Source organism: Streptomyces yunnanensis (genome assembly GCF_029011865.1).
In the GTDB taxonomy this organism is placed as follows: domain Bacteria; phylum Actinomycetota; class Actinomycetes; order Streptomycetales; family Streptomycetaceae; genus Streptomyces; species Streptomyces yunnanensis.
This window is the reverse complement of record NZ_CP095749.1, coordinates 9,057,355-9,081,304: the sequence shown is the minus strand read 5'-3', so window position 1 is coordinate 9,081,304 and position 23,950 is coordinate 9,057,355. Positions and strand designations below refer to the sequence as shown.

At 71.9% G+C, this 23,950-nt stretch carries 26 protein-coding genes and 1 pseudogene; 16 read left to right on the top strand and 11 right to left on the bottom strand.

Annotation, left to right across the window (positions count from 1 at the left end; genetic code table 11):
- Nucleotides 1–18: 18 nt before the first annotated feature.
- On the bottom strand, nucleotides 19–1,365 hold the full coding sequence (locus tag MOV08_RS39820) for a (2,3-dihydroxybenzoyl)adenylate synthase (protein ID WP_275311025.1): 1,347 nt from the start codon (nucleotides 1,363–1,365) through the stop codon (nucleotides 19–21).
- A gap of 435 nt (nucleotides 1,366–1,800) precedes the next feature.
- A complete protein-coding gene (locus MOV08_RS39815; protein WP_275311024.1) occupies nucleotides 1,801–2,688 on the bottom strand; it encodes a cupin domain-containing protein in 888 nt (295 codons plus the stop codon).
- 318 nt (nucleotides 2,689–3,006) lie between these two features.
- On the opposite strand from MOV08_RS39815, the pseudogene MOV08_RS39810 reads away from it, so the two are divergent.
- Together MOV08_RS39810 and MOV08_RS39805 are read left to right on the top strand one after the other, a co-directional pair.
- Nucleotides 3,007–3,144 (top strand): annotated as a pseudogene (locus MOV08_RS39810) (cytochrome P450); the annotation flags it as partial.
- A 107-nt stretch (nucleotides 3,145–3,251) separates the two neighbouring features.
- The gene (locus MOV08_RS39805) at nucleotides 3,252–3,389 is read left to right on the top strand and encodes a hypothetical protein (RefSeq protein ID WP_275312068.1); all 138 of its coding nucleotides are present in this window, start codon (nucleotides 3,252–3,254) and stop codon (nucleotides 3,387–3,389) included.
- 75 nt (nucleotides 3,390–3,464) lie between these two features.
- Here the strand turns inward: MOV08_RS39805 and MOV08_RS39800 are convergent, their stop codons facing one another.
- Together MOV08_RS39800 and MOV08_RS39795 are read right to left on the bottom strand one after the other, a co-directional pair.
- Nucleotides 3,465–4,121, bottom strand: coding sequence for a response regulator transcription factor (locus tag MOV08_RS39800; RefSeq protein WP_205361310.1), 657 nt, complete (start codon nucleotides 4,119–4,121; stop codon nucleotides 3,465–3,467).
- Nucleotides 4,114–5,271 (bottom strand): sensor histidine kinase, encoded by a 1,158-nt coding sequence (locus tag MOV08_RS39795; protein ID WP_052287193.1) that lies wholly within the window; start codon nucleotides 5,269–5,271, stop codon nucleotides 4,114–4,116. Before MOV08_RS39795 ends, MOV08_RS39800 begins: the two co-directional genes overlap by 8 nt.
- A 170-nt stretch (nucleotides 5,272–5,441) precedes the next feature.
- On the opposite strand from MOV08_RS39795, the gene MOV08_RS39790 reads away from it, so the two are divergent.
- From MOV08_RS39790 to MOV08_RS39780, 3 genes are all read left to right on the top strand, one after another.
- On the top strand, nucleotides 5,442–5,903 hold the full coding sequence (locus tag MOV08_RS39790; protein WP_039639087.1) for a DUF1453 family protein: 462 nt from the start codon (nucleotides 5,442–5,444) through the stop codon (nucleotides 5,901–5,903).
- 299 nt (nucleotides 5,904–6,202) lie between these two features.
- A complete protein-coding gene (locus MOV08_RS39785) occupies nucleotides 6,203–6,574 on the top strand; it encodes an ATP-binding protein (RefSeq protein WP_039639085.1) in 372 nt (123 codons plus the stop codon).
- Between the two features lie 117 nt (nucleotides 6,575–6,691).
- Entirely contained in the window at nucleotides 6,692–7,582 is an 891-nt protein-coding gene (locus MOV08_RS39780) for an RNA polymerase sigma factor SigF (RefSeq protein WP_039639083.1), read from the top strand.
- A 49-nt stretch (nucleotides 7,583–7,631) separates the two neighbouring features.
- On the opposite strand, the gene MOV08_RS39775 is transcribed toward MOV08_RS39780, so the two are convergent.
- Complete coding sequence (locus MOV08_RS39775) at nucleotides 7,632–8,801, bottom strand: macrolide family glycosyltransferase (protein WP_275311023.1); 1,170 nt, start codon at nucleotides 8,799–8,801, stop codon at nucleotides 7,632–7,634.
- A 165-nt stretch (nucleotides 8,802–8,966) separates the two neighbouring features.
- Entirely contained in the window at nucleotides 8,967–9,161 is a 195-nt protein-coding gene (locus MOV08_RS39770) for a hypothetical protein (RefSeq protein WP_275311021.1), read from the bottom strand.
- 249 nt (nucleotides 9,162–9,410) lie between these two features.
- Here MOV08_RS39770 and MOV08_RS39765 point away from each other — a divergent pair, with 249 nt between their 5' ends.
- The 5 genes from MOV08_RS39765 to MOV08_RS39745 all read left to right on the top strand — a co-directional run bounded on the left by MOV08_RS39765 (nucleotide 9,411) and on the right by MOV08_RS39745 (nucleotide 14,937).
- Nucleotides 9,411–10,850: an oxygenase MpaB family protein gene (locus MOV08_RS39765; protein ID WP_275311019.1), complete on the top strand. Its 1,440-nt coding sequence runs from the start codon at nucleotides 9,411–9,413 to the stop codon at nucleotides 10,848–10,850.
- Nucleotides 10,851–11,275: 425 nt separating this feature from the next.
- Nucleotides 11,276–13,012 (top strand): hypothetical protein, encoded by a 1,737-nt coding sequence (locus MOV08_RS39760; protein WP_275311018.1) that lies wholly within the window; start codon nucleotides 11,276–11,278, stop codon nucleotides 13,010–13,012.
- A complete protein-coding gene (locus tag MOV08_RS39755; RefSeq protein ID WP_275311016.1) occupies nucleotides 13,009–13,713 on the top strand; it encodes a hypothetical protein in 705 nt (234 codons plus the stop codon). The genes MOV08_RS39760 and MOV08_RS39755 overlap by 4 nt, the downstream gene beginning before the upstream one ends.
- A 96-nt stretch (nucleotides 13,714–13,809) precedes the next feature.
- Nucleotides 13,810–14,379, top strand: coding sequence for a DUF3558 family protein (locus MOV08_RS39750; protein WP_275311014.1), 570 nt, complete (start codon nucleotides 13,810–13,812; stop codon nucleotides 14,377–14,379).
- Between the two features lie 180 nt (nucleotides 14,380–14,559).
- Nucleotides 14,560–14,937 (top strand): SH3 domain-containing protein, encoded by a 378-nt coding sequence (locus MOV08_RS39745; RefSeq protein ID WP_039642882.1) that lies wholly within the window; start codon nucleotides 14,560–14,562, stop codon nucleotides 14,935–14,937.
- Nucleotides 14,938–15,006: 69 nt separating this feature from the next.
- Here the strand turns inward: MOV08_RS39745 and MOV08_RS39740 are convergent, their stop codons facing one another.
- On the bottom strand, nucleotides 15,007–15,825 hold the full coding sequence (locus tag MOV08_RS39740) for a class I SAM-dependent methyltransferase (protein ID WP_275311013.1): 819 nt from the start codon (nucleotides 15,823–15,825) through the stop codon (nucleotides 15,007–15,009).
- A gap of 87 nt (nucleotides 15,826–15,912) precedes the next feature.
- On the opposite strand from MOV08_RS39740, the gene MOV08_RS39735 reads away from it, so the two are divergent.
- Nucleotides 15,913–16,506 (top strand): TetR/AcrR family transcriptional regulator, encoded by a 594-nt coding sequence (locus tag MOV08_RS39735; RefSeq protein ID WP_275311011.1) that lies wholly within the window; start codon nucleotides 15,913–15,915, stop codon nucleotides 16,504–16,506.
- A gap of 89 nt (nucleotides 16,507–16,595) precedes the next feature.
- Here the strand turns inward: MOV08_RS39735 and MOV08_RS39730 are convergent, their stop codons facing one another.
- Together MOV08_RS39730 and MOV08_RS39725 are read right to left on the bottom strand one after the other, a co-directional pair.
- Nucleotides 16,596–17,450 (bottom strand): DUF4344 domain-containing metallopeptidase, encoded by an 855-nt coding sequence (locus MOV08_RS39730; RefSeq protein WP_275311009.1) that lies wholly within the window; start codon nucleotides 17,448–17,450, stop codon nucleotides 16,596–16,598.
- Between the two features lie 102 nt (nucleotides 17,451–17,552).
- Nucleotides 17,553–18,134: a GNAT family N-acetyltransferase gene (locus tag MOV08_RS39725; RefSeq protein WP_039639066.1), complete on the bottom strand. Its 582-nt coding sequence runs from the start codon at nucleotides 18,132–18,134 to the stop codon at nucleotides 17,553–17,555.
- Nucleotides 18,135–18,342: 208 nt separating this feature from the next.
- On the opposite strand from MOV08_RS39725, the gene MOV08_RS39720 reads away from it, so the two are divergent.
- Nucleotides 18,343–19,503 (top strand): permease, encoded by a 1,161-nt coding sequence (locus tag MOV08_RS39720; protein ID WP_275311007.1) that lies wholly within the window; start codon nucleotides 18,343–18,345, stop codon nucleotides 19,501–19,503.
- A 35-nt stretch (nucleotides 19,504–19,538) separates the two neighbouring features.
- Nucleotides 19,539–20,324: a response regulator transcription factor gene (locus MOV08_RS39715; RefSeq protein ID WP_275311006.1), complete on the top strand. Its 786-nt coding sequence runs from the start codon at nucleotides 19,539–19,541 to the stop codon at nucleotides 20,322–20,324.
- Here the strand turns inward: MOV08_RS39715 and MOV08_RS39710 are convergent.
- Nucleotides 20,302–20,715 carry a cupin domain-containing protein gene (locus MOV08_RS39710; protein ID WP_275311004.1) on the bottom strand — a complete coding sequence of 138 codons (414 nt, stop codon included), beginning with the start codon at nucleotides 20,713–20,715 and terminating at the stop codon, nucleotides 20,302–20,304. The two genes, MOV08_RS39715 and MOV08_RS39710, sit on opposite strands and share 23 nt — an antisense overlap.
- 191 nt (nucleotides 20,716–20,906) lie before the next feature.
- Here MOV08_RS39710 and MOV08_RS39705 point away from each other — a divergent pair, with 191 nt between their 5' ends.
- From MOV08_RS39705 to MOV08_RS39695, 3 genes are all read left to right on the top strand, one after another.
- Nucleotides 20,907–21,359 carry an RrF2 family transcriptional regulator gene (locus MOV08_RS39705; protein WP_039639061.1) on the top strand — a complete coding sequence of 151 codons (453 nt, stop codon included), beginning with the start codon at nucleotides 20,907–20,909 and terminating at the stop codon, nucleotides 21,357–21,359.
- A gap of 117 nt (nucleotides 21,360–21,476) precedes the next feature.
- Nucleotides 21,477–22,700 carry a globin domain-containing protein gene (locus MOV08_RS39700; protein ID WP_275311002.1) on the top strand — a complete coding sequence of 408 codons (1,224 nt, stop codon included), beginning with the start codon at nucleotides 21,477–21,479 and terminating at the stop codon, nucleotides 22,698–22,700.
- Nucleotides 22,701–22,989: 289 nt separating this feature from the next.
- On the top strand, nucleotides 22,990–23,448 hold the full coding sequence (locus MOV08_RS39695; protein WP_275311000.1) for a MarR family transcriptional regulator: 459 nt from the start codon (nucleotides 22,990–22,992) through the stop codon (nucleotides 23,446–23,448).
- A 37-nt stretch (nucleotides 23,449–23,485) separates the two neighbouring features.
- Here MOV08_RS39695 and MOV08_RS39690 read toward each other — a convergent pair whose 3' ends face one another.
- Nucleotides 23,486–23,938, bottom strand: coding sequence for a hypothetical protein (locus MOV08_RS39690; protein ID WP_420834252.1), 453 nt, complete (start codon nucleotides 23,936–23,938; stop codon nucleotides 23,486–23,488).
- Nucleotides 23,939–23,950: the final 12 nt, after the last annotated feature.

Genomic DNA, 23,950 nt, shown 5'->3' with positions numbered 1-23,950 from the left:
TGATCCACCGGGACGTGCTCAGTGAAGGCGGCCGGTCACCGCCAGGTTGCCGTCCGGGGTGCGTCGCGCGAGGTTGCCGGTGCGGAAGAAGCCGTCGGTGGTGAAGGAGCGTGCGTTGCGCTCGGGCGCCCGGTAGTAGCCTCGCGGGGTGTATGGACCGCGGGCGAGGAGTTCGCCTGGTTCCCCGTCCGGCACGTCCCTGCCGTCGAGGTCGACGATGCGGATCTCGTCGTCGGGCGAGAGCGGGCGGCCGTGCGTGCTGAGCACGGTCTCGTCCGGATCGGTGGGCCGGGTGAGAATGAGCAGCCCCTCGGCCATGCCGAACACCTGCTGCAGGCGGCAGCCCCATTCGGGGCCTATGCGTTCGGCGACCGCGCGGGGCACGGTGGGGCCGTCGATCTGCACGAGACGCAGGTTGCTCAAGTCGGCCCGCATTTCCGGTAGTTCGTCGAGCCAGCGTTGGGCGACGGCGGGCTCCAGCGACGTGACGGTGACCCGCTCTCGCCCGATGACTGGAAGGCACGCGGCGGGTTCCGGGTTCTCGACCAGGACGACGGTGCCGCCGACGGAAAGGGTGCCGATGATGCCTGGGCATCCGAAGGTGAAGTTGGACTCGGCGGGCAGCGCGGCGAGATACACGTCGTTCTCGGTGAGCGATACCAGCTCGGCGGCGGCCCGCGCCTGGTAGGCGTAGTCGTTGTGGGTGCGCGGGACGAGCTTGGGCGCCCCGGTGGCACCACCGGAGAACAGGAAGAACGCCACCTGGTCGGCGCTCTGCACGAGCGCCCGCTCGGGCGGGGCGTCGACGGACGCCAGTGGGAAGTAGTGACAGCCCGACGGGTCGGTCGAAAGGCCGCCGTACGGGGACGAGGCGTCTGGCGCCGCAAGGGTGAACACCCGCCGCAGGAAGGGACCTTGGGCCGCGATGCCCGCGACCATCGCCGTGTGGTCGAAGCCCCGGTACGTCGAGGGACCGACGTATCCGACGGCCTCTGCGATCCGCACGAGGTGGGACACCTCGGGCGTGCGGCACGAGACCGGGCAGAACACCGGGACCGCGCCGACGCGCATCAACGCGAACGCGGTGACGACGAACTCGGGGACGTTCGGCAGCTGGACCACGACCCGTTGCCCGGGCCGGAGGCCGCGCAGCCGGAAACCGGCGGCCATGCGGTCCACGCGCCGGTTGAGGGCCGCGTATGTGATGCGGATGTCGCCGTGCGCGAGTGCGGTCCGCGGTCCGTACTGCAAGGCCCAACCGCGCAGCAGGTTGTCCAGCGTATTGCCACGCCAGTGCCCGGCCGCCCAGTAGCGGTCGACGAACACCTCGGGCCAGGGCGTGCAGCCGTCGAGCATGGATGTCATTCGCTTCCTTCTGTACCTGTTTCCGAACCGGAAGCCCACCGCGGGCCGGCGGAGCCGTCTGGCCCGACGTGCACCACACGCTCGATCCGATACCTGCTGCAACTCACCTTGCGCTAGGGCCAGTTCGCTCGCCCCGGTCAGTCACCACCTCGCCCATGTCACCCATCGGGATCGGGGTGCCGCGTACCGCCGATCCAATCCATCCGTCGCCGATCCAATCCGTCGGCACCCCCACCCGCAATGCGCTTTCTCCACCATGAACGCGGAATGCCTTCAGCAGAAAGCCCAAGGAGCGCCGCTGACCAGGAGGAATCGCCCACCAAGGTCAGCAACCGATGTGCCGGTGCGCAGCCTCTTCACGACGCACAGCCGATCCTGCCATCCGGGCCAGCGTCGGCGGAGGCAGCGGACGCATCGGACGGACCGGCCGCTCCCTCAACCAGGTATGCCCTGGCCGTCCGCCGACTCCTCCTCGTAGGTGACGTGGTACCGGCGCGTGTACCGGTTGAGGGCGGCCGGATCGAGGCGTCCGCCCCTGCTCACCTCGGTTCGGTGCTCGATCAGGGTCTCCACCACGCACTCCCAGCCGCCGGGCGAGGAGATCTGGAGCACGCGGGGCGGTGGGGTGGAACCGGGGCGGATCGCGTGCGGGACTCCGTGCGGCAGCAGGACGAACTGCCCCGGGCGCGCGATGTGTTCGTCGCCGTCGAAGTCGATGTGCAGTGCACCGTCGAGCACATAGATGCCCTCGTCGGCCACGTGGTGGGTGTGCCGCGGGATGGGCTGGGCCACGGTGACTTCCAGGAACGAGAAGAGTCCGGCGGTGTCGGCGGTGCGGGCCTTGACGCTGAAGGCGGGCGGTACCGGGATTCGGCCGGGTCGCGCCTCGCCTGGGCCGAGTACGAAGACGCGCCGGGCGGCGCCACCGTCAGCGGCATCGGACTGGCCCGGGACACCTGGCGCCGACAACTGGAGGGTGTGCGGGGCGGAGTCGGCGCCGCCGAGGTTGCGCAGGGCGTGTGGGAGTCCGCGGGGCACCAGGGCGCACATGCCGCTGGTGAGGCGGTGGGTCTGGTCTCCGATGTCGATGCCTAGGTCGCCTTCGCGGACGTAGAGGAAGGCGTCGGAGTCCAAGGTGCGTATGGCGTTGGGTACTTGGGCGGGGGTGCCAGTGCCTCCGTCCCCTTGCTCCTCCATGAGGGAGAAGCGGCCCTCGGTGTCCCCGGGGCCGGCCTTGAGTGTCGTGCCTGACGGCAAGGGGACGGGAGTGAGGGTGGAGCGGGAGGCACCCGCGTCCAGCAGGAAGAAGCGGTCCTTGGGCATCTGGAGTTCCCTTCTGGGTCCGTCTGGGGACGCGCTGAGCCGTCGTCGATAGGATGCGATGACGAGGAATCGGAATCCGATTCCGCTTTGTTCGGCGTTCCATGGATAGCAGGGGGCGTGAAGCGGTGTCAAAGGTTTCCGGATCGTCACCAGGCACGTCGTGGACGAGACCGGACGGGACAGCGCGGCGGAAGGCGGCGGAGTGCGGCAACCGTCGCGTCCAGACGCGGAGTTCTTCGCGGATCCCACGGCGGCGGGCTGCTCACCCTGTTGTGCCGCCCCGAGCAGCTCGCGGCGCTCCGTCGCCGGCCGGAACTCATGCCGGAGGCCGTCGAGGGACTGCTGCGTTGCGCCCACCCCGACCAGATGGCGATCCGCCGGTTCCCCACCGAGGCCGTGGGGATCGCCGGTACCCGGATCCCGGCCGGCGACACCGTGCTGCTCTCACCGGCCTCGGCGCACCGCTATCCCGAACCGGACCGCTTCGACATCCACCGGCCGGACAAGGCCCAACTCGCCTCGGCCACGGGCCGCACTACTGCCTGGGGGCGTGGCTGGCCCGGATGGAGATCGGGATCGCGCTGGGCACGCTGGTCGAACGGTTCCCCGAGCTGCAACTTGCCGTTCTTTACGACCAGTTGGAGTGGCGGGAGTCGTTCCGGTCGCATGCGTTGCGACGGTTGCCGGTGTCGCTCGGGTGAGGCGTCGGAGTAGTGGGCACCGGGTGTGAGGTGACGGTACGTATGCAAGGTGACGGTGCGCAAGGTGACGTTACGTCAGAGGCCGTGATCGCGTACCCGCTCGACCAGGGCCGCCGCCTCCGCCCGGCTGCCGACCTGGAGCTTGCCGAAGAGGTTGTTGACGTGGGTCTTGACGGTGGCGACGGAGACGTAGAGGGATTCGGCGATGGCACGGTTGGTGCGGCGTTCGCTGAGCAGTTGCAGGACACGGGTCTCCTGCACCGTCAGGGCGTGCGCTGCCGCGATCCGTTCCAGGGCGGTGCGGTGGGTCAGTCCGCGCACCATGGCCGAGGCGATCTCCGGGGCGAAGGTGCGGTGCCCGTCGGCGGTCGCGGTGATCGCGGAGACGATCTGGGCGCGGCCGGCGCTCTTGGTGAGGTAGCCGGCGGCGCCGGCCTGGAGCGCGCCGACGATGGAGGCGTCGTCGGCGTAGGTGGTGAGCACCAGCACCGCGGGTGCCGGGTCGAGCGCGGTGAGGGTGCGGGTGGCGGCGATGCCGTCGACGCCGGGCATCCGCAGGTCCATGAGCACCACGGCGGGGGTCAGGTGCCGGGCCAGTTCGACGGCGGTCGCGCCGTCGGCCGCGGAGCCGACGACGTCGATGTCGGGTTCGTGGTCGAGGATGGTCACCAGGCCGTCGCGCACCGCGGCCTGGTCGTCGGCGACGATCACCCGGATCGGTCGGTCACTCATAGGGCACCCGGCATTCCACGATCCACTCTCCGTTCACCGCGCCGGCGGTCAGTCCGCCGCCGACGATCTCCGCGCGTTCCCGCATGCCGGGCACGCCGTGGCCGCCCGTGACGCCGGGTTCCGGTCGTTCGGCGGGTGGGGCCAGCCGGTTGGCCACGCGCAGCAGTGCCGCGTCCCGGCCCGCCGTCACGACGACGGCGACGGGCGCGCCGGGTGCGTGCTTGCGGGCGTTGGTCAGTGCCTCGACGGTGACGGAGGCGATGACCTCGCCGACCGGTTCGGGCACCCGCGCCGGCTCGCCCCGCACCTCGACGTCCACGGTCATGCCCAGCGCGCGGACGCCGGTGACGATCTCGCCGAGCGCCGCGTCGATGCCGGCGGGAAGCCGGCGCAGGGCGTCCACCGCATGCTTGGCCGCCACCAGGCCGTCCGCGGCCATGGCGCGTGCGCCGCGGACCCGGTCCACCACGTCCGCGTCCGCTCCGCGGGCCACCGAGACGGCCTCCAGGGCGTCCAGTTGGATCACCAGGCCGCCGAGCGAGTGGGCGAGGACGTCGTGGATGTCCCGGGCGATCCGGGCGCGTTCCTCCTGCACCGCGTGCTCGGCACGGCGTTCGGCAGTGCCGCGTTCGGAGCGGCGGTCGAGGGCGTTCAGTCGGGCCAGGAATCCGAAGCCGAAGCCGGTCACGGCGGAGATCAGCACCGAGACCGTCAGCCGGGGATCGCCGCCGACGGCCTCATGGGCGAGGGCGAATCCGGCGATGCCGGCGGAGAGGGCGCCGGCGATCCACAGCGCGGGCGTCTCGGCGGCGGAGATCAGCAGGAACAGGCCGGTCGCGCCGACGAACGCCGGTGCGGACGCGTCCGTGGAGCTCAACCCTGCGCAGACCCCGCCGCCGACGAGCAGCACGCTCCAGGCCGTCTGCGTCCAGCGCGGCGTGAGGACGTGCCGGACGGTCGCGGTCACCGCCCACAGCCCGAGCAGCGCGCACAGGAGCGCGGTGTGCCACGGCGGGTGGGCGGTGAAGCTGTGGAAGGTGACGGCGAGGGCGATGGCCAGGCCGTGCAGGGCGAGCCTGCGCAGGCGGGAGGCGTCGAGGCCGTCCCGGAATCCACGGGCCCCTCGCCCGGGTATGTCGTCGTTCCGCACGGGCCCATTGTGGCCGCACCGGCACGGAGCCCGGACCGGGCCGACGCGATCTCCACCCTTTTCTCCAACCCGGTGGCCGATCCGTTGACCTGGGCTCCTGCCGCAGGGTGAGGAGTGGTGGTGCCTCGCCACCGCCCACGCTCGTCGTCGTACAGAAGGTTCTGGGGGCCATGGACAATCCCACCGTCAACAATCTCGCCATCACCGCCGTCGTGCTGATCTGGCTGCTGTCCCGGCAGCTCACGGAGCGGCCCCTGCGGGAGAAATCCCCGGTCGGCCTGGTGCTGGTCGTCATCGGCGCGGTGGAGACCGGCATGTACGTCGCGTCCCATCCGCTGTCCTGGCGGGACGGTGCCCTGGTCGTCGCGAGCCTGGTCGTCGGGGTGCTGCTGGCGGCGGTGCGCGCGTTCACGGTGCGGCTGTCGGTGCGCGACGGGCGGGTCGTGCGGCAGGGCACGGTGCTCACCGCGGCGCTGTGGGTCCTCGGCCTGGGGCAGCACTTCCTGATCGACACCGCGGTCGCGGCCGAACTCGGGGCGGTCACCGTGCTGTTCTACTTCGGCGTGGTGCTGTTGGCGCAGCAGCTGGTGCTGGTGCGGCGGGCCGCCGCGGTGGAGCTCTCCGGTCGCTGACCCGGGGTCGCCCACCGCCGCCACGCCGAGGTGCCGGGGCCGCGCGGCAGGCGACTGATCGACCGCGGTCCGCGGACCGCATCGCGGCCCTCGACGCGATGATCGCCGAGGTCGTCGCCCACGTCCGACCCGGCCGGCGGCCCCGGCCCCGCGCTCCTCCTCCCTCGCTCGGTCGTACCCCCGGGGCCGCCGGCCCGCGCGCAGCGGTGTGGCAGAGTGGCCCCCCGATGCACGTTTTGCAGGACGGCGGGTAGGCGCACACCCTGGGTCGGATCCCGCACCGACAGGGGAGGTGAACGGTGGCTCGCACCGTGGAACTGCCCGCTACCTCGGCCGAAGCCCGCGACCGCGTGCTGGCCCTGCTGCATGCCTGTCATCGGCAGGTCGACGAGGTAGTGGTGGCCGATGCCCTGCTGATCACCTCGGAACTGGTGACCAACGCCCTGCGGCACGCCGGCGGGGTCACCGGGTTCGCCGCCCGCATCGCCGGGGACCGCCTCGAAGTGATCGTCGAGGACGCCAGCCCCGTCCGCCCCGTCGTCCCGTCCGACATCCGGGACGGCCGGATCGGCGGCTACGGCTGGTCACTCGTCCGCCGACTCGCCACGTCCGTCGCCATCACGCCGTCGGCGGACGGCAAGGGCATCCACATCGCTCTGCGCCTGACGTGACCCACCCCGCCGCGTAAGCGACGCATACCGAATCGCCACCCTCCGTGCATGCCCCGGTCCCTTCCGGGTAGGCGGCGCCACAGGTGCCCGCGGGGGCCGGGCACGGAGGGAGGCGTGATGACCATCGTCGTGAACGGCACCGCGATGCCAGCGCACACCACGGAACACGACGGCGGTCTCCCGGAGGTCAGGTGCCCGCGGGCCATAGCGCCCCGGGACGCACGCGAGCTCTCCAAGCAGTTCTTCGACCGGCTGCGCCACCTCGAGGAGGGCACCCGTGCGTACCAATATGCGCGGAACACCCTCATCGAGATGAATATGTCGATGGTGCGGTTCGTCGCCCGCCGCTACCGTCATCGCGGCGACGACATGGAGGACATCGTCCAGGTCGGCATCATCGGGCTGATCAAGGCCATCGACCGCTTCGACCTCTCCCGCGAGGTGGAGTTCTCGACCTTCGCCGTCCCGTACATCCTCGGCGAGATCAAGCGCTTCTTCCGGGACACCGGGTGGGCGGTGCACGTCCCCCGACGGCTCCAGGAGTTGCGCACCGAACTCGCCAAGGCCAAGGAGGCGTTGCACGCGGGCCTGGACCGCGATCCCACGGTCGCCGAACTCGCGGCGCATCTGCGGCTGCCGGAGGAGGAGGTGATCGAGGGGCTGGTCGCGGCCAACGGCTATTCCGCGGACTCGCTGGACACCCCGGTCGATGCCGACCCGCTCGACCGACGCCGGGCGCTCACCGACGTCCTCGGCGAGGCCGACCCCGCCCTGGAGACCGTCGAGGACCTGCACGCCCTGGCACCGCTGCTGCGGCAACTCGCGCCGCGGGAACGCCGCATCATCGAGCTCCGCTTCGGCCAGGAGATGACCCAGTCCCAGATCGGGGCCGAGCTCGGCGTGTCCCAGATGCACGTCTCCCGTCTGCTCAGCCGCACCCTGACGACGCTGCGCGCCGGCATGCTCAGCGACCCGGCGCCCGGCTCCGCCCCCGGGTCCGGCGGGTGACGCGGAGGCCGGTCCGCCCGCACCACCCTGCGGGGGACCGGCCGACCGCTCAGCCCAGATACTCCTCGATCACCTCTGCGCCGCGCGCGGCGCCGCCGCTCCCCCGGACGACCTTGCGCATCCGGTCGAGGTTGGCGCGGACCGTGGGGTCGGTGGCGACCCGGGCGACCGCGGCGCGCAGCGACTCGGCGGTCACCGTGCGCGCGTCGAGCTGCTCGCCGAGCCCGAGCTCGGCCGCCCGGCCGGCGTTGGCGGCCTGCTCGGGCATCTGCGGGACGGCTATCAGGCCGACGCCGTAATAGAGCGACTCCATCGTGGAGTTCATGCCGGTGTGCGAGACGAACGCGGTCGCCCGCTGGAGCACGGCCGGCTGCGGGAACCGCGACCGGACGTCGAACGAGGCCGGCAGCGGTCCCAGCTCCGCCGGATCCAGCTCGCCCACGGACATGGCGACCTGGTACGGCTCGTCGGCGAAGGCTTCTATGCAGGTGCGGTAGAACTCGGGCCGGTTGTTGAAGACCGTGCCGAGCGAGATGAACAGCACCGGCGCCTCGGGGTCCCGCGGCGACCAGGGTTCGTCCGCCCGGCTGCCCAGCGAGGGGCCGATGAAGTGGTAGCGCTCGTCGAAGGTGTCGCCGGCCGGTTGGAACTCCCTCGGTATGAATACCAAGTTGCGCTCCGCGGCCACGTCCAGCAGGTTCGCCGGGTCGAGCGCGACGCCGTGTTCGGCGGTGAACCGCTCGCAGCCGGCGGCGATCGCCGCGGCGACCGGACTCTCCTCGCCGGTGGCGTCCATGAAGCCGGTGAACAGCGAGTAGTGCTCGTTGGAAGCGAAGTGAGGGAGGAGGCGGACGGCCGGCAGCCCCAGTTGTTCGGCGACGACCCGGGCGGACCAGTTCATGCCGTCGAAGCAGATCGCCTCGACCGGCTCGGTGGTGCAGTGTTCGCGCAACACCGGGTAGGCGTCGCGCATCGCGGCGAACAGGTGGCTCATGAAGCGACCGAAGGTCTCCGGTCCGAAGTCGGCGGCCGGCTGCATCGGGGGGAGCGACGGCAGCTCCACCCAGCGCGCACCGGCCTTGGTGACCTCATCGGCGTGTATCTCGCCGGTGGCGTAGTCCACGCGATGGCCGCGCCGCACGAGTTCCTCGACCAGCGGCAACGTGGGGTTGACGTGTCCGTAACCACCAAGGGCCGTGAATAACAGGTGTTTTGCCATATCGAAAATCTTACCGATTCCGGATTTTCACCCCCGGCCCCACCCACCCCACCCGGATCGGCGCCGGCGCCCACCGGCACTGACACCGGCACTGACACCGGTACCGGTACCGGTACCGGTACCGGTACGGCGTCACTGCGGACTCGTTGCGGAGTCACTTCGGAGTCACTGCTCGGACGGCAGTCGTCGCACCAGGCTCCGCGCCAAGTGGCGTGCCGCGTGCGCCCCTTCGCCGTTCCCCGCCGCCAGCAGCCGCAACAGCTCGATCGCGGCCTGCGCCTCCCGCAGGGTCAGCAGCGGCAGGCGTGGCTCGTCCAGGTCCACCACACCGTCGACGAGGCTGAGTAGACGGTCGTTCATATCGCTCATGGACGGGTTAACGGCCACTCACTTGCCCGGTTACGGCCCGTAAACGGACGCGGTCACGGCTGGCAAGGACGGGGCACATCCCGGGACGCGGCGCACGAGACGGCAAACCTGTCGGGCCGTCAGATCGCCCGGACGTGTGGATTCCCACGGGAACGGCTTCCAAGTCACGTTTGCGGACGGCTAGTTGTACCGCAGCGCGATTTCGATCACTTCCGACACACCGTCCCCTGGGAGACGCCCGTGACCACTGTCCTGCCTGGCCCTGACTCCTTGCTGCGCCGCACCCTCGGGGAGCGGCGGATCGCCCTGGTGGCATGGCGTCTGCTGGTGCTGCAGAACGCCGATCCCGGCGTCGCCGCTGGCCTCGCGGAATTCTCGACCTACCGCGCCCATCCCTGGCGGCGGGTGGCGCACACCATGGACAGCGGCCAACGACTGTTCTTCTCCGACCGCGACGGGCTGCGCCGGGAAATCGCCCGCCTGGAACGGGCGCACCGCCGCATCCAGGGCACCGACGGACAGGGCCGGGCGTTCACGGCGCTGGACCCGGCGGTGCGGGTATGGGTACTGGTGACGCTGTACGAGTCGATGACGGCGATGGGCGAACTGGCCGACACTCCCCTCGATCCGGCCCAACGCGACCAGCTGTACGCCGAGTTCCGCGCCGTGTGCGACGAGTTCGCGCTGCCGGCGGAACTCTTCCCCGCCACCGCCGCGGACGTACCCGCCTACATGGAACGCACCATCCGCGAACGCCTGGAGTACACCGCGGCCGCACACGACCTGTTGTTCCAGATGCTGCGCCAGGCTCCCGCCCCGCGCCGCCTCGGCCGCCTCCGACCCGCCTGGCCGCTCATCCGCCCGGTGGTCGCCCGCATGTTGACGGCCCTGACCCTCGCGGACCTGCCACCGGCCTTCCGCGAGCGCTTCGGCCTGCGTCGCAGTCATGGCGCCGCCGCCCTGTCCTGGTCGCTGCACCACGGCATGCGCCGCCTGATGACGCACCTGCCCGACCGGCTGCGCTACCACACCCCGGAATCAGCCCGTGCGGCCGCCGCCGGGCAGACGGCCGCCGCGCCGCACGGCGGCGGTGGCACCACGCGGGCCGGGCGGGTGCCACGGCCCCGCCGGTCCGGTCGCGGCAGCACGCGCCGAGCACGGGTGGAGGCGTTCTTCCGGCAGGTGCTGGACCAGACCGGCGACGGCTACCTCACCGGCCCCGACCTCCAGGCCATGGCGCACAACGTCTGCTGGCAACTGGAACTGGACGACGAGCGACAGGCCCAGGTGTACGCGGGCTTCGACGCCTGGTGGCAGCACATCCGCACCTCGATGGACACCGACGGCGACGACCGGGTCTCCCGCGCCGAGTTCACCACCGCCATGCTCGCCGGCATCGACCGCGACCCCGACTACCTCGACAAGGGCCTGCACGCCGCGCTGCGTACCCTCTTCCGCGTCGCCGACACCGACGGCAGCGGCCACCTGGGCGCCGACGAATACCGCACCCTCTTCGGCGGCTCCCGCGTCCACCCGGCCGAACTCAACCACGGCTTCCGTCAACTCGATGTCGACGGCGACGGGCAGATCACCGAGGAGGAGTTCCTGCGGGCGTTCACCGACTACTTCACCGCGCGCACCGACTCCACGGCCGGCACCCAACTCCTCGGCCGCCCCTGATCGAAGTGACCCCACCGCCTGCGCGAGCGACGGCGCGACGGCGCGACTGTCCGCCTGTTCGCCGACCCGGGGTCGGATGGACAGGCGGTCGTCTCCCACAGGCCGCCTGGTCCAAGTCACCCGGGTCATGGCGGCCCAGGACCATCACGGCCAGGCCGTGACACCCAAGACGCGACAGCCAGGACGTGACAACCAGGGCGTGACGGCCAGGACACGAAGTGGGGCACCGGCCTCCGGACCGTCCCTCTCCCCAGTCCGACCACCCCTGCAAACATCATCAACTACGCACCACCGCACAGGAGTTACCAATCCCCGGCAATCCCTTCCGGGCCTGGCGGCCGGGCGTCATACTGCCTCCGTAGCAACTCCCTCAACTCCTCGCAACAGAGGACGAGTTCGATCACGGGGGTGCATGACAGTTGTCCGTGCCCGAACAACCCTCCTCCCCACCGACATCCACCGCATCGTCGTCGCACACCACCTCCCCTCCGCAGACCGCGGCGCCGCCGGAGTACGGTCGCAGCGAGGCCACCCGGCTGCTCTGCGCGGGGGTCTACTTCGACGGGCAGTTCCGCCACCGCGTCATCCAGGAACTGGTCGAGCACGAGGAACGGCCGATCGCGCCCTCGCTGGGCTATGACGCACTGCCGGTCCTGGCGCACGCCCTGCGGGCCCGGCGCCGGGAGACCGCAACCGGACTGGTGCTGCTCGCCGTCTGGGCGGTGTTCGTCGGGCTCGACCTGGCCGACATCGGTTCGCAGTCGCTGCTGCCCATCCCGTGGTTCCTGGCGTACGGAGCGGTCTGCTTCGTGTCGTGGTTCGCCCGCGGAACCAGGAGTTCCCTCTTCACCCTCCAGCGCTCGGTGATCAAGGAGGCCACCCGCGGGCGCCTGAAGGCGGTTCTGCCGGTCCTGCCGTTCGCGATCGCGGTGGTGTACTGGGCGCTGGTGCTCCTGTCGCTGTTCCGCGGTGCCGATGCCTGGATCGCGGTGGTGTTCCCGATCCTGCTGGTGCCGCCCGTGTGGGCGTACCGGACGCATGTCGTCTCCGTCATGCGCCATCAGTTGAGCCGCGACGCCTTCGCCAAGGGATGGCGCGCGGACCTGCCGGCCACCGAGCAGTTCCGGCGCATCGGTGCGGCCATCGCCCGCGAACAGCACGCCCGGCTGGCCATCTACGACCCGTTCCGGCCCTTCGTCGGCGCCGGTGAGCCGTACAAGCCATGGTCGGTCGCCATGGAGCTCAAGCACAAGTCGTGGTCGGCACCGCCGGAGGCCGGGGAGGCGGGCGCTCCGCCCCCGCCCGTGTCGTTCGTCAAGCGGGAGTCCGCGAGCGAGGCCGCGCCGCTCACCGGGCGTGAGGTCGTCGAACTGATCAAGCCCCGCCTGGCGGCCCTGCGCAACTCGGCCGCGGCCACCAGCCGGGATCGCCTGCGCGCCCTCGAAGTCGACGAGTTGGTCTATCTGCCGGTCGGGCTGCCGCGGGACCAGGTGGACTACGGCCCCGAGGTCATCCGGGAACACCTGGACCGGGCGATCGGCGAGGGCGCCGAGGCCCGCCGGCACTTCCTGCGGGTGCGCGTCGGAGCCTGGGACGAGCAGGTCGCGATCTGTCTGCTGGTCCGCATCCACACCCAGGGCGGGATGTTGGTCCTGGAGGTCGCGCCGCACGTCCTGACGCCCGTGCGCCCGGAGTTCAAGTCGGTGGACGTGCTGGCGGCGCACGGTGGGGGCGGCCCGCTGCGGGACGGCGTCCGCGGCGTGCTGACCAGTCCCTCGGCGGGGTTCGCCGCCGGGATCGCGATGTGCCAGACGGCGCTGTCGCTGTTCCGCACCTGGCTGATGATGCCGCAGTACGCCCTGCCGGACGCGCCGGCGGCGTCCGTGCGGGAGTTGGGGAGCGTCAAGGAGATCTCCCTGTTCCAGGAGATGGACCTCAGCCGGTATGTGAAGACGCTGCAGGACCGGATCGCCAACGGGGTGCAGGAGGCCCTGCGGAACAAGGGCTACGAAACAGGCGTGTTCGATCAGTACATCATCAACGTCGGCGAGGGCGGGGTCTTCATCGGCGGGATGAGCGGCGGCGCGGTCGCATCGGGCGAGCGGGCCTCGGCGAAGCACACGGACACATCGGCGGAGAATTCGGGGGGCGGACGAGGATGACGATCAGGGACCGGGGACGGGAAGCGGACCGGGAGCCGGCGACAGGCAGGGAAGGGGCACCGGGCCCGGGAACCTCTGCCGGCGAAGCCGCCGGGCCGAGCGGGACGGCTGGGGCGACCGGGGCGGCCGGGGCGACCGAAGAGGACGCCACTCCCCTCCCCCGCGCCCAGGCACCGGCCGGCGACAAAGGCCACGGCGGCGGGATCAGCATCGGTGTGCTGACCGGTGGCGCGGTCGCCGCCGGGGACCGGGCCAGCGCCGAGGACCGCTCGCTGCGGGACGGCCGCACGGCACCATCGCTCCCGCCCACGGCCGGCACGGAGGCACTCGCCGTACCGGGGAGCACTCCCGGCGGCATCAGCGTGGGCGTCATGGCAGGCGGCGCCGCTGCCGCCGGTCCGGACGCCCGGGCACTCGACGCCTCCACCCAGTCGGCCGTCGACGCGTCGCCGGAACTCCGCGCGGCGCTCTCCACTCTGCGCGAGCAGTTACCGCTGCTCAACACCAGTGCCGAAACGGCGGAGATCGATGCCCGGCTGGCCGACGCCGAGGAGGAGATCGACGCCACCGGGCAGGTGCGACGGGACCGTCTGCAGTGGCTGCGCGACCGGCTGGACCTCGGCGCGACGGCCGTGGCCGGGCTCGCCTCGGCGGCGACCGTGGTGCAGCAGATCACCCAACTCCTCGGCGGCCAGGGCTAGGAGGGGATCGGCATGGCCCAATGGGACGAGGACACACAGGACTGGGTGGAACCACCACGACCTGCCGGGCGGCAACCGGACGGCAGGTCCCGACGCATGTTGATCGTGACGGCCGCCGTGCTCGTACTGGTCGCGGGGGCCGTCGTCGGCCTCTACGAACTGGCCGGCGACGACGGCCCGGACACCTCGCAGTGGGGCATCCCGCCCGTCGTACCCAGCCCCGGCTGGTCGAACACTCCCAGCACCCCCTGGTCCTCGCCGGGATCGGGCGCCCTGGGCACGACCGCCGACCCGTGCTCGGCGATCGACACCAGCACGGCGGCGTCCTTGGGGCTGTCCTCGGGGAACGCCTCGAATCCGGGCAACTCGCAGACCGGGATGAGGGCGTGCAGTTGGAGCGGTGCCGGATCCACCGCCGGCACGTCCATCACCTACACGCTCATCTACTCCAGGGACATCCCCATGTCGCCGGAGCCCACGCCGACCAGCATCTCCGGCCTGTCCTCCGCGTCGGTCGCCGGGAACTCCCAGGGGTGCGTGATCGTGTGGCCGGCCACGTTCGGCAAGGTGTTCGTGCACGCCAGGCCCAGTAGCGGAACGGAGGCGAGCCTGTGCACCGCCGCCGCCAACTTCGCCTCGCTGGTGGCCCCGCGAGTGCCTTCCTGACCCTTCCGGCACCCCCTCCCCCTCGTCCGCCGGCCTCCGACACATCCCGAACAGACATTCGCCGGGCTCCCGTGACGGTGAATTCGGCGGCCGGTACGGGTTTCGGCCGCCATCCGGGGAAGCCTCGATCCGCACCGAAACATCCGGATGGCCGGATGGATCGCGATCGGGAGGTTTGTCATGACACACCTGTCCCCGTTCCGCCGAGGCGCCGCTGTACTGGTGAGCGCCGGGCTCCTCTGCGGTGTCCTCGGAAGCGGCGTGGCCGCCGCCGCACCCCCGGGCGCCGTGCACGGCCCGTACAAGGGCCGCGTCACCGCCGCGTCCCACCTCGCACTCCGGGCCGGCCCCGGGACCAGCTACCGGGTGGTGGGGTCGCTGCACCACGGCGAGGTCGTCGGCATCCGCTGCAAGACCAACGGCCGGAACATCCACGGGAATCCGCGCTGGTACAAGATCCACGAAGGTCGGTTCGCCTGGGCGTGGGCCTCGGCGCGCTACATCCGGTCGATCGGGGAGACGCCGCGCTGGTGCCGGGAAGGCCACCGCCGCATCTGATCCGCTCCAGGACATCCGCCCCGGCCAGTCGTGACGGCCGGGGCGGCCCCTTTGTCCCCGGCCCGTGGTTCAGGCGGCGTCGGCGCGGGACGCGACGACCGCCACCGTCGTGTAGCCCATCGTGAAGCCGCCGCCCCGCGCGTCGAGGGCGGCGCCGACGCCCGCCAGCACCTCCGCCAACCTGTCCTGCGGGAGCCGGGTGAACGCCCCCAGGGTGGGCATCTGATCCAGCCAGGCATCCCGGGTGTAGGGGTGTTCCCAGTCGTGTCGCCACTCCTCGGGGGCGCCGAAACCGCCCTGCTGCCGGATGCCCTCGGTGGTCCGGACGAGGACCGGCCGATAGGCGTCCAGGCCGCCCCTGGTCATCGCCGTGAGGTCGAAGGGGGCGTCGGGCAGTACCCGCCGGCAGACCTCGGCGATGGCCTCCGCCACGTCGGACGGGAAGTGGAAGACGTTCCAGAAGGGTGCGAGCAGGCCGCCGGGGCGCAGTACCCGCGCGGCCTTGCCGGCACCCGCGACCGGGTCGATCCAGTGCCAGGCCGTGCCGGCGACGACCGCGTCGAAGGTGCGGCCGGCGGGGTGCCAGTCCTCGAACGTCGCGACGTCGACCTCGGCGCCGAACTTCCGTGCCACGTCGGCCATCCGGACGTCCGGCTCGACCCCGCGCACCCGGCAGCCGGCCGCCCGGAACTGCCGGGTGGCGATACCCGTGCCACAGCCGACGTCGAGGACGTCGAGGTCGGGTCGGCCGGCGACGAGGTGCCGCACGAGGCCGTCGGGGTAGCGGGGCCGGGCCCGGTCGTAGCGCTCGGCGTCGATGCCGAACGACTCTGCCGCCTGGCGGTGTTGACGAGGTTCGAGGTTGACTGAAGGCTCTTTAGTGGGCATGCGCCCACTATGAGTGGGCGCATGCCCACTCGTCAACGGGTGCGGCACAATGAAGGGGGTCCGACGAAGGAAGCGAAGGGGTGCACCGTGCCGACAGGGGTGGCCATCCGCGATGCGCGGCAGCAGTTGTTCGACGCCGCGGAGCGCGTCCTGCTGGAAGCGGGGCCGAACGCGCTGACCAGCCGCGCGGTCACCACGGAGGCGGGCGTCGCCAAGGGGGTGCTGCACCGGCACTTCGCCGATTTCGACGTCTTCCTCGCCGAGTTGGTGCGCGACCGCATCGGTCGGATCGACGCTCAGGCGGACGCCCTGCGCGCGTCCGCCGGGACCGGCACCGTCGCCGAGCACCTCACCGGCGCGCTGACGGAGGTGTTCGAGTCCGTCGCCGTGGCGATCGTCGGTCTCGTCATCTCCCGGGACGGTCTCCGTGCCCTGCTCCGGCAGGCCGGCTCGGTCGGCATTCCGGTGCTCGCCGAGGCCACCGCGATGATCGCCGCGTATCTGACCGTCGAGCGCGACCGGGGCCGCATCGCGGCCGACGCCGACGTGGACACCCTGGCGCCCACCCTGATCGGCGCCGGGCATCTGCTGTTCGCCGACCGGGAGGGCACCCCGCCGGGAGCCGAAGCCGTCCACAAGGTCGTGACGACGGTCCTCGCCGGGGTGCTGCGCGAGTCGTGAGGGCCGGGGTCAGCCGGCCGGTAGCCGGCTGACCCCGGCGGGGTGGTGGTCCGACGGGCCGGCGGGGGCGGCCTCGTCCGGTCCGGGGGTCACAGGGACTGCCGGAGATGGCCGGCGAGGAGTTGCCGCCAGCCGTCGCGCGCCTGCTGCCACTCGTCGGGGCAGCCCTCGGCGCGGTCCTCGGTGACCCGTCGGCCGTCACCGACCAGGTCCTCGTGCCGGTCCGGGTGCGCGCCGTAGACGTAGCAGGCGTAGTTGGCCGCGCGTTGGCCGTCCAGGCTGTGCTCGTCGAGCAGATCCGCCTCGTCGAACGGGCTCTCCTCGGCGGCGAGTGCGTAGTCCGTGGCGACGGTCAGCGCCTTGGTGTCGCCCGCGCGGCCCTGACCGATCAGCATCACCGCGGCGAACTGGTCGGCCACGTCCTCCTCCCGGCCGGTGAAGTGCAGGCCGAGGCGGTCGATCAGCGCGTGCGCGCCCTCGTGATAGGCGGTCTCCTCCAGTACGGCGGCCACATGGGCGCCACGGCCGCCCGCGCCACCGGGCCGGTCGGCACCGCGGCCGGCGTTCTCGAAGCGGTCGCGTATCTCGTCGACGTGCTCCACGCAGAAGTCGATGGATCCGGTCTCCGGGTCGTAGGCGGGTTCGGCCGCGCCGCACGCGCGGACCACGAACGGGATGCGGTGCGGCATCTTGACGGTGTCGTTGAGCCGGTCGGCCGCCTTCTCCAGGATGCGCCGCGAGCGCAGATACGCGGTGACGCGGGCCGCCTTGTCCCCGGTGCGGTACTGGACGGCGAAGCCGGCCGCGCCGGCCTTGCCGTGGCTGCGGCGGCCGGCGGCTTCCGCCGCCTCGGTCGTGTCCGGGCCGGCCGCGCAGCCGGTGACCGCGGCGGCCAACGCCAGTGTCAGCAATGCCCGCGTGCCGTTCCCCGTACGGCGGCCCATGCCCACTCCTCATTCCCGCCGCGCTGCGCGGCTGTCCGTCCGAGCAGGGAAGAGGAAGATCAGGAGCCTGGGGTTCCGTTCTGTTGGACGACGTGCCGGGGATCACCACAGTTTGTCGATGTCTCCCGGGTGGAGGGCGATGCGGGTGCCCCGGAACGACGCGCCGGCCTGCCGGGCGCGGGCCGAGAAGAAGGCCGCCATGGTGACCTTGTCGAACCCGGCCCGGTCGCTGGGGAAGGGGGCCTTGAGTGTTCCCCCGACGAGGACGGTGTCCGGGAGGTGGTGCCAGCCCGCGCTCTCGTAGAACGTCCGCAGCGGACGGTCGCAGGTGAACAACCCCAGGTCGTGCCCCTGCGCGGCCAGTGCCTCCCGGGCCGCGGTCACCAGGCGCCGGCCGTGCCCGCGACCGCGCGCCGCGTCGCGCGTCACGACCGTGCTCAGGCCGCCGGCGGCATAGCTCCGGCCGGCATGGTCGATGTCCTTGGAGAGGAGGTCCAGCGCGGCCAGGACCGTCCCGCCGTCCACCAGCAGCATCGAGCGCGGTCGCAGCGCGGGGTCGTGGACGGGCGCCTCGGACGGGGTGGCCGCGCCGTCCTCCGAGGGCCATGCCTGTTCCTGGATCTCCCGCACCTGGACGCGGAGTTCGACGGGCGTGGCGGCTTCGGGGAACGAGAGGATCTGCACCCGGCGATTCTGTACCGGTGGGGTGCGGGCACCGCAACGGGTTTTCCCGGCGGCGTCGGGCCCGGTCACTCGGATCTCCGCAGCCTCAGCCGCAGCGACACAGTGACATGGATACACGGGTACGCGGGGACACGGGGACACGGGGACACGGGGACACTCAAGCGTGTTCGTCAAGGGCCGGGCGGAGCCGTCGGGGAAGGATGCGGACATGCCCGCCGTCCTGCACGCGCTGTCCCTCACCGGCTCCATGACCTGGGAGATCACCTGGGCGCTGATCCTGGGCTTCGCGCTGTCCGCCGTCGTCCAGGCGGTGGTCCGGAAGTCCACCGTCGTCGCGCTCCTCGGCGACGACCGCCCGCGCACCCTCGCACTCGCCGCCGGGCTGGGGGCGGCCTCGTCCTCCTGCTCGTACGCCGCCGTGGCGCTGGCCCGGTCGCTGTTCCTCAAGGGGGCGAACTTCACCGCCGCGATGGCGTTCGAGATCGCCTCCACCAACCTGGTCGTCGAACTCGGCATCATCCTGGCGCTGCTGATGGGGTGGCAGTTCACGCTCGCCGAGTTCGTGGGCGGCCCGATCATGATCGTGGTGCTGGCGGTGCTGCTGCGGCTGTTCCTGCACCCGGGCCTGGTGCGCGCGGCGCGGGCACAGGCCGCGCGTGGTCTGGCGGGGTCGATGGAGGGGCATGCGGCGATGGACATGTCCGTGCGGCGCCCGGGCTCCTTCGTCCGGCGCCTGCTCTCTCCCGAGGGCGTCACGGCCACCGCGCACGTCTTCGTCATGGAGTGGGCGGCGATCCTGCGGGACCTGGTGGTCGGCCTGTTGATCGCCGGTGCCATCGCGGCGTGGGTGCCCGATACCTTCTGGCGTTCCTTCTTCTTCGAGGGCCACCCGCTCGCCGCCAAGCTGTGGGGGCCGGTCATCGGGCCCCTGGTCGCGATGGCCTCGTTCGTCTGCTCCATCGGCAACGTGCCGCTCGCCGTGGTGCTGTGGAAGGGCGGCATCAGCTTCGGCGGGGTGGTGGCGTTCGTCTTCGCCGACCTGCTGATCCTGCCGATCCTCACCATCTACCGCAGGTACTACGGCGGCAGGATGGCGCTGTTCCTGCTCGGCACCTTCTACGCCGCGATCGTCATCGCCGGGTACGTCGTCGAGTTCGTCTTCGGCGGCCTCGGGCTCATCCCGGACCAGGCCCACGCGAGGATCCCGCGGGAGGGCGTCGCCTGGAACTACACCACCTGGCTCAACCTCGCCTTCCTCGTCCTGGCCGCCGCCCTCCTGGTGCGGTTCTTGCGCACCGGCGGCCGGCAGATGCTCCGCATGATGGGCGGCGCGCCGTCCCGGAGCCGGAGCGGGGCTGAAGATTCCTGAAGGGTGCTTCAGGTGCGGTCTGGCAGGCTGACGGCATGCGCTTGTTGATCGTGGAGGACGAGAAACGCCTCGCCACCACCCTGGCCAAGGGGCTGGCGGCGGAGGGCTTCGCCGTGGACGTGGCACACGACGGCCGGGAGGGTCTGCACCTGGCCACCACCCAGGGCTACGACCTGCTCGTCCTGGACATCATGCTGCCCGGGATGAACGGCTACCGCCTCTGCGGGACCCTGCGCTCGGCCGGGGACGAGACCCCGATCCTGATGCTGACCTCCAAGGACGGCGAGTACGACGAGGCCGAGGGCCTGGACACCGGCGCCGACGACTACCTCACCAAGCCGTTCTCGTATGTGGTACTGCTGGCCCGCGTCCGCGCGCTGCTGCGCCGCCGGACCCGCGGCGGCAGCCCCGTCCTCCGGCTCGGCGACCTGACCCTGGACCCGAACGGCCGCCGATGCGCCCGCGGCGAAGAGGACATCACGCTCACCGCCAAGGAGTTCGCGGTCCTGGAATACCTGGCGTCGCGGCCCGGCCAGGTGGTCTCCAAGGCGGAAATCCTGGAGCACGTCTGGGACTTCGCCTACGACGGCGACCCGAACATCATCGAGGTCTACGTCAGCGCCCTGCGCCGGAAGATCGACGCGCCGTTCGGCCGCCGCTCGCCTGGCCATCGTCCGGGACGTCGTCCACCGGCACGGCGGTCGCATCGAGGTCGGCGACGCGGACGGGGGCGGCGCGCGCTTCACCGTCACCCTGCCGGGCGCGGCCCGATCCACCGGCCACCGCCCGTAGCAGGGGTCAGGAGACGGTGCGGTTCTTGATCTGCAGACCGGGGCGGCGCCGGTGCACCGTGAGGTATGCCAGGCCGCCCGGGCCCGCGGTCACGCTGCGGCGGGATCCGCGGGGCAGCCACAGCAGGCCGCCCTCGGCGAGCGGCTGCCGGCCCTGCTCGCTCTCCACGGTGCCGTCGCCGGACACTACGTAGAGGAGCACATCGAGGTCCGGTTCGAGGTGCGTGTCGATGCGGCCCTCGGGCGGGATCCGTACGACGTTGGCGTCGAGCTGGCGGCCGGACTCCGCCAGGCGCCAGAGCACACCGGCCGGGCCAGGGGCCTCGGCGGCGACTTGCTGGGCGTCGCAGAGCAGCCGCGGGACCGGGCCACCGGGGGTCTCGCCGCCGGGGGCGCCACCGGTGCGGGGGGCGTCAGCCATCAATGGTCACCATCCGTTGCGTGTCCCTGTGGTGCGCATGATCCATGTGGTCCGTGCGTGTCCCTTGCTCCTCCAGCTCTTCTCCGGCGCGGCCCACGGCACGAGGGCTTAGCACACCCCGACACCGCGTCGCCACCCCGGAACCCACCCCTGAATGCGAACCTAACATGCGTATTTGATACCGTCGTGGCGTGCGGTTGACGAAGTTCACTGATCTGGCACTCCGCGCCGTGATGCGCCTGGCCGTCGCGGAGCCGGGCGCTCCCCTGACCACCCGCGAGGTGGCCGAGGCGATGGACGTGCCGTACACCCACATGGCGAAGGCGATCAGCCGACTCCAGCATCTCGGCGTGGTCGAGGCCCGCCGGGGCCGGGGCGGCGGGCTGGAGCTCACCGGCCTGGGGCACCAGGCATCGGTGGGCTGGCTGGTGCGCGAGCTGGAGGGCGAGGACGAGGTCGTCGCCTGTGAGGGCGACCCTCCATGCCCGCTGCGCGCGGCCTGCCGGCTCCGCCGGGCGCTGCGCGAGGCGCAGGAGGCGTTCTACGCCACGCTCGACCCGCTGACGGTGTCGGAGGTCGTGGCATCGCCCACCGGCCCGGTGCTGATCAGCCTCACCGGCCTCACCGGTCCACGCCCCGGCTGACCGTCCCGCCGCGCCATCACACCCCCCGGGGCGCACCCACCGAGCCGCCCCGACGCCCGGGCGGCTCACCGCAGGCAAAAATTGGTAGATCATCTACGAGTTATATGGAGGTGGCTCGTGCTCTCCGAGCAGTCCGCACCCGTCGTCAAGGCAACCCTCCCCGCCGTCGGCGCCGCCATCGAGGAGATCACCGCGCTCTTCTACCGGAAGCTGTTCGACGCCCATCCGGAGCTGCCGCGCGACCTGTTCAACCGCGGCAACCAGGCCAACGGCGAGCAGCGGCAGGCCCTGGCGGGCTCCATCGTGGCCTTCGCCCGCATGCTGCTGGAGCACCCCGACACCCGCCCGGACGCGATGCTCGCCCGGATCGCGCACAAGCACGCCTCGCTCGGCGTCACCTCCGACCAGTACAAGGTCGTCCACCGGCACCTGTTCGCGGCGATCGCCGACGTCCTCGGCGAGGCCGTCACCCCGCAGGTCGCCAACGCCTGGGACGAGGTCTACTGGCTGATGGCCAACGCGCTGATAGCCGTCGAGGCCCGGCTCTACGAGCAGCACGGCACCCCCGAGGGCGGCACCTGGCAGCGCATGACGGTCGTCGCCCGGCACGAGGAGACCCCGGACACGCTCGCGCTCGTCCTGCACCCAGCCGACGGCACCCCGGCCCGCCCCTTCCGCCCCGGACAGTACGTCAGCGTGCAGGTCGAACTCCCCGACGGCGCACGGCAGATCCGGCAGTACAGCCTGTCCGGCGCGCCCGGACGGCCCGAGTGGCGGATCACCGTCAAACGCGTCCGCGCGGGGGCCGGACCGGCCGGCGAGGTGTCCTCCTGGCTGCACGATCGGGCACGCGTTGGCGAGGTGTTCCCCGTCTCCGCCCCGTTCGGAGACCTGACGCTGCCGGACGGCGACGCCCCGCTGCTGCTGGCCTCCGCCGGCATCGGCGGCACCCCCATGCTCGCCATGCTCCACCACCTGGCCGCCACGGGATCGCCCCGACCGGTCACCGTCGTCCACGCCGACCGCTCCCCGGCCGACCACGCGCACCGCGACGAACTGCGCCGGCTGGTCGGCGCCCTGCCCCACGCCTCGCTGCACCTGTGGTACGAGGACCCGGGCCACCAGGCATCGGCGACCGCCTCCGCCTCGGCTCCAGTGACGGTGTCCTCGGGCCGGGCCGACATCAGCGGGCTGCCCCTGTCCGAGGACCTCACCGCCTACCTCTGCGGCCCCTTGGCGTTCATGCGTACCCTGCGGGGCGACCTGCTCCGCCACGGGGTCCCGCCGCGGGCGGTCCACTACGAAGTGTTCGGCCCCGACCTCTGGTTGGCGCAGCAGTAGGCCGCGTCCCGCAGCCCGACCAGATGTACCGAAGCGACGAGAGGACCCGGTCCCGCGCCCACCTCGTCTACATCGCCTTCGAGGCCGTCAAGGTCGGCACGCTGCTGACGCTGGGCATCACGGCGCTGGCGTACGGCAGTTGAGCGAGCCGTCCTCCGGCGGCGACGGCGCTCCGGGCGCGTGCCGCGGAACCGAACGGCATGTCGCCGCCGGAACCGGCTTGATCTCAACTGGACTTGAGGTCCTACGTTGAGCGCGTCCAGGTGATCCCTACAGGAGGCGCGTCGACATGACACTCAAGGAGTATCCACAGGAGCAACTGGCCGCTCAGCCCATCGGTGCGTGGAGCGGCGAGGCGTACCGGCGGGTCGTCGGGGCCCTGCGTGCCCAGTTGGCAGAGGAGGATCTCACTCAGCCGCATTGGTGGACGCTCAACCACGTCGCCGGCGCTCCGGGCCGGTGGACCCGGGAGGCGTTGATCGAGCGGCTGGCGCAGTACGAGGACCTCGGGATCGACTTTCACGACGTCTTCGACGACCTCGTCGCCCGCGGCTGGTTGACGGAGGACGCCGGGGCGATGACGCTGACCGAGGCGGGCGAGGCGGGGCGCCTTCGCGCCGGGGAGCGCAATCTGCGCGTGCACCGGCAGATGCACGAAGGCGTGGCCACCGCGGACTTCGTGACCACGATCAACGTCCTGCGCCGCATGGTGGCCAACCTGGGCGGCAACGGCGATCTGCCGGACTGACCGCGCCGATCGGTGAACTCCCGGCCGGCCGTCGACCTCACCGGCCGACGGTCTCCCCGATCAACACCACCGCCACGGCGCCGGCGGCCACCACGTAGCCGGGGAGGAACCACCACAGGAAGACCCGGGCCAGGCCGGTCCGCCCGGGCCGGCGGCGGGCGGGCGGCCGCAGGCGCAGTGCGGCCCAGGCCCGGTGGGTCGCGCGCTCCTCGTGGCCGCGATGGGCACGGGCCAGGCCGGCGAGGAGCAGGGCGGTGGCGCTGCCGGCGCCGGTGACGGCCCCGAGCGTGGTCCAGGACGCCGCGGCCAGCAGCAGCGGGGCGGCGAGCGCGACGGTCGCCCAGCCGGTGAGACAGGCGGCGGCCGCCAGGCGCCGGGAGACGGGGCGGTCGGCTCCGGCCCGCAGGTCGGCCGCCGCGGGCAGGTACCAGACGCAGCCGGAGGCGCAGAGGGCGGTGGCCCCCAGGGCGAGGACGGCGGGAGACAGCATGACCGCTCCTTG

Excerpts from the sequence above, each read along its gene's own strand:
- MOV08_RS39780 (WP_039639083.1), top strand. The coding sequence starts at position 6,692 with ATGACCATCGTCGTGAACGGCACCGCGATGCCAGCGCACACCACGGAA.
- MOV08_RS39770 (WP_275311021.1), bottom strand. The coding sequence starts at position 9,161 with ATGAACGACCGTCTACTCAGCCTCGTCGACGGTGTGGTGGACCTGGAC.
- MOV08_RS39740 (WP_275311013.1), bottom strand. The coding sequence starts at position 15,825 with ATGCCCACTAAAGAGCCTTCAGTCAACCTCGAACCTCGTCAACACCGC.
- MOV08_RS39800 (WP_205361310.1), bottom strand. The coding sequence starts at position 4,121 with ATGAGTGACCGACCGATCCGGGTGATCGTCGCCGACGACCAGGCCGCG.
- MOV08_RS39710 (WP_275311004.1), bottom strand. The coding sequence starts at position 20,715 with ATGGCTGACGCCCCCCGCACCGGTGGCGCCCCCGGCGGCGAGACCCCC.
- MOV08_RS39690 (WP_420834252.1), bottom strand. The coding sequence starts at position 23,938 with ATGCTGTCTCCCGCCGTCCTCGCCCTGGGGGCCACCGCCCTCTGCGCC.
- MOV08_RS39820 (WP_275311025.1), bottom strand. The coding sequence starts at position 1,365 with ATGACATCCATGCTCGACGGCTGCACGCCCTGGCCCGAGGTGTTCGTC.
- MOV08_RS39790 (WP_039639087.1), top strand. The coding sequence starts at position 5,442 with ATGGACAATCCCACCGTCAACAATCTCGCCATCACCGCCGTCGTGCTG.
- MOV08_RS39720 (WP_275311007.1), top strand. The coding sequence starts at position 18,343 with ATGCCCGCCGTCCTGCACGCGCTGTCCCTCACCGGCTCCATGACCTGG.
- MOV08_RS39715 (WP_275311006.1), top strand. The coding sequence starts at position 19,539 with ATGCGCTTGTTGATCGTGGAGGACGAGAAACGCCTCGCCACCACCCTG.
- MOV08_RS39745 (WP_039642882.1), top strand. The coding sequence starts at position 14,560 with ATGACACACCTGTCCCCGTTCCGCCGAGGCGCCGCTGTACTGGTGAGC.
- MOV08_RS39775 (WP_275311023.1), bottom strand. The coding sequence starts at position 8,801 with ATGGCAAAACACCTGTTATTCACGGCCCTTGGTGGTTACGGACACGTC.
- MOV08_RS39730 (WP_275311009.1), bottom strand. The coding sequence starts at position 17,450 with ATGGGCCGCCGTACGGGGAACGGCACGCGGGCATTGCTGACACTGGCG.
- MOV08_RS39815 (WP_275311024.1), bottom strand. The coding sequence starts at position 2,688 with ATGCCCAAGGACCGCTTCTTCCTGCTGGACGCGGGTGCCTCCCGCTCC.
- MOV08_RS39805 (WP_275312068.1), top strand. The coding sequence starts at position 3,252 with ATGGAGATCGGGATCGCGCTGGGCACGCTGGTCGAACGGTTCCCCGAG.
- MOV08_RS39750 (WP_275311014.1), top strand. The coding sequence starts at position 13,810 with ATGTTGATCGTGACGGCCGCCGTGCTCGTACTGGTCGCGGGGGCCGTC.
- MOV08_RS39695 (WP_275311000.1), top strand. The coding sequence starts at position 22,990 with ATGACACTCAAGGAGTATCCACAGGAGCAACTGGCCGCTCAGCCCATC.
- MOV08_RS39755 (WP_275311016.1), top strand. The coding sequence starts at position 13,009 with ATGACGATCAGGGACCGGGGACGGGAAGCGGACCGGGAGCCGGCGACA.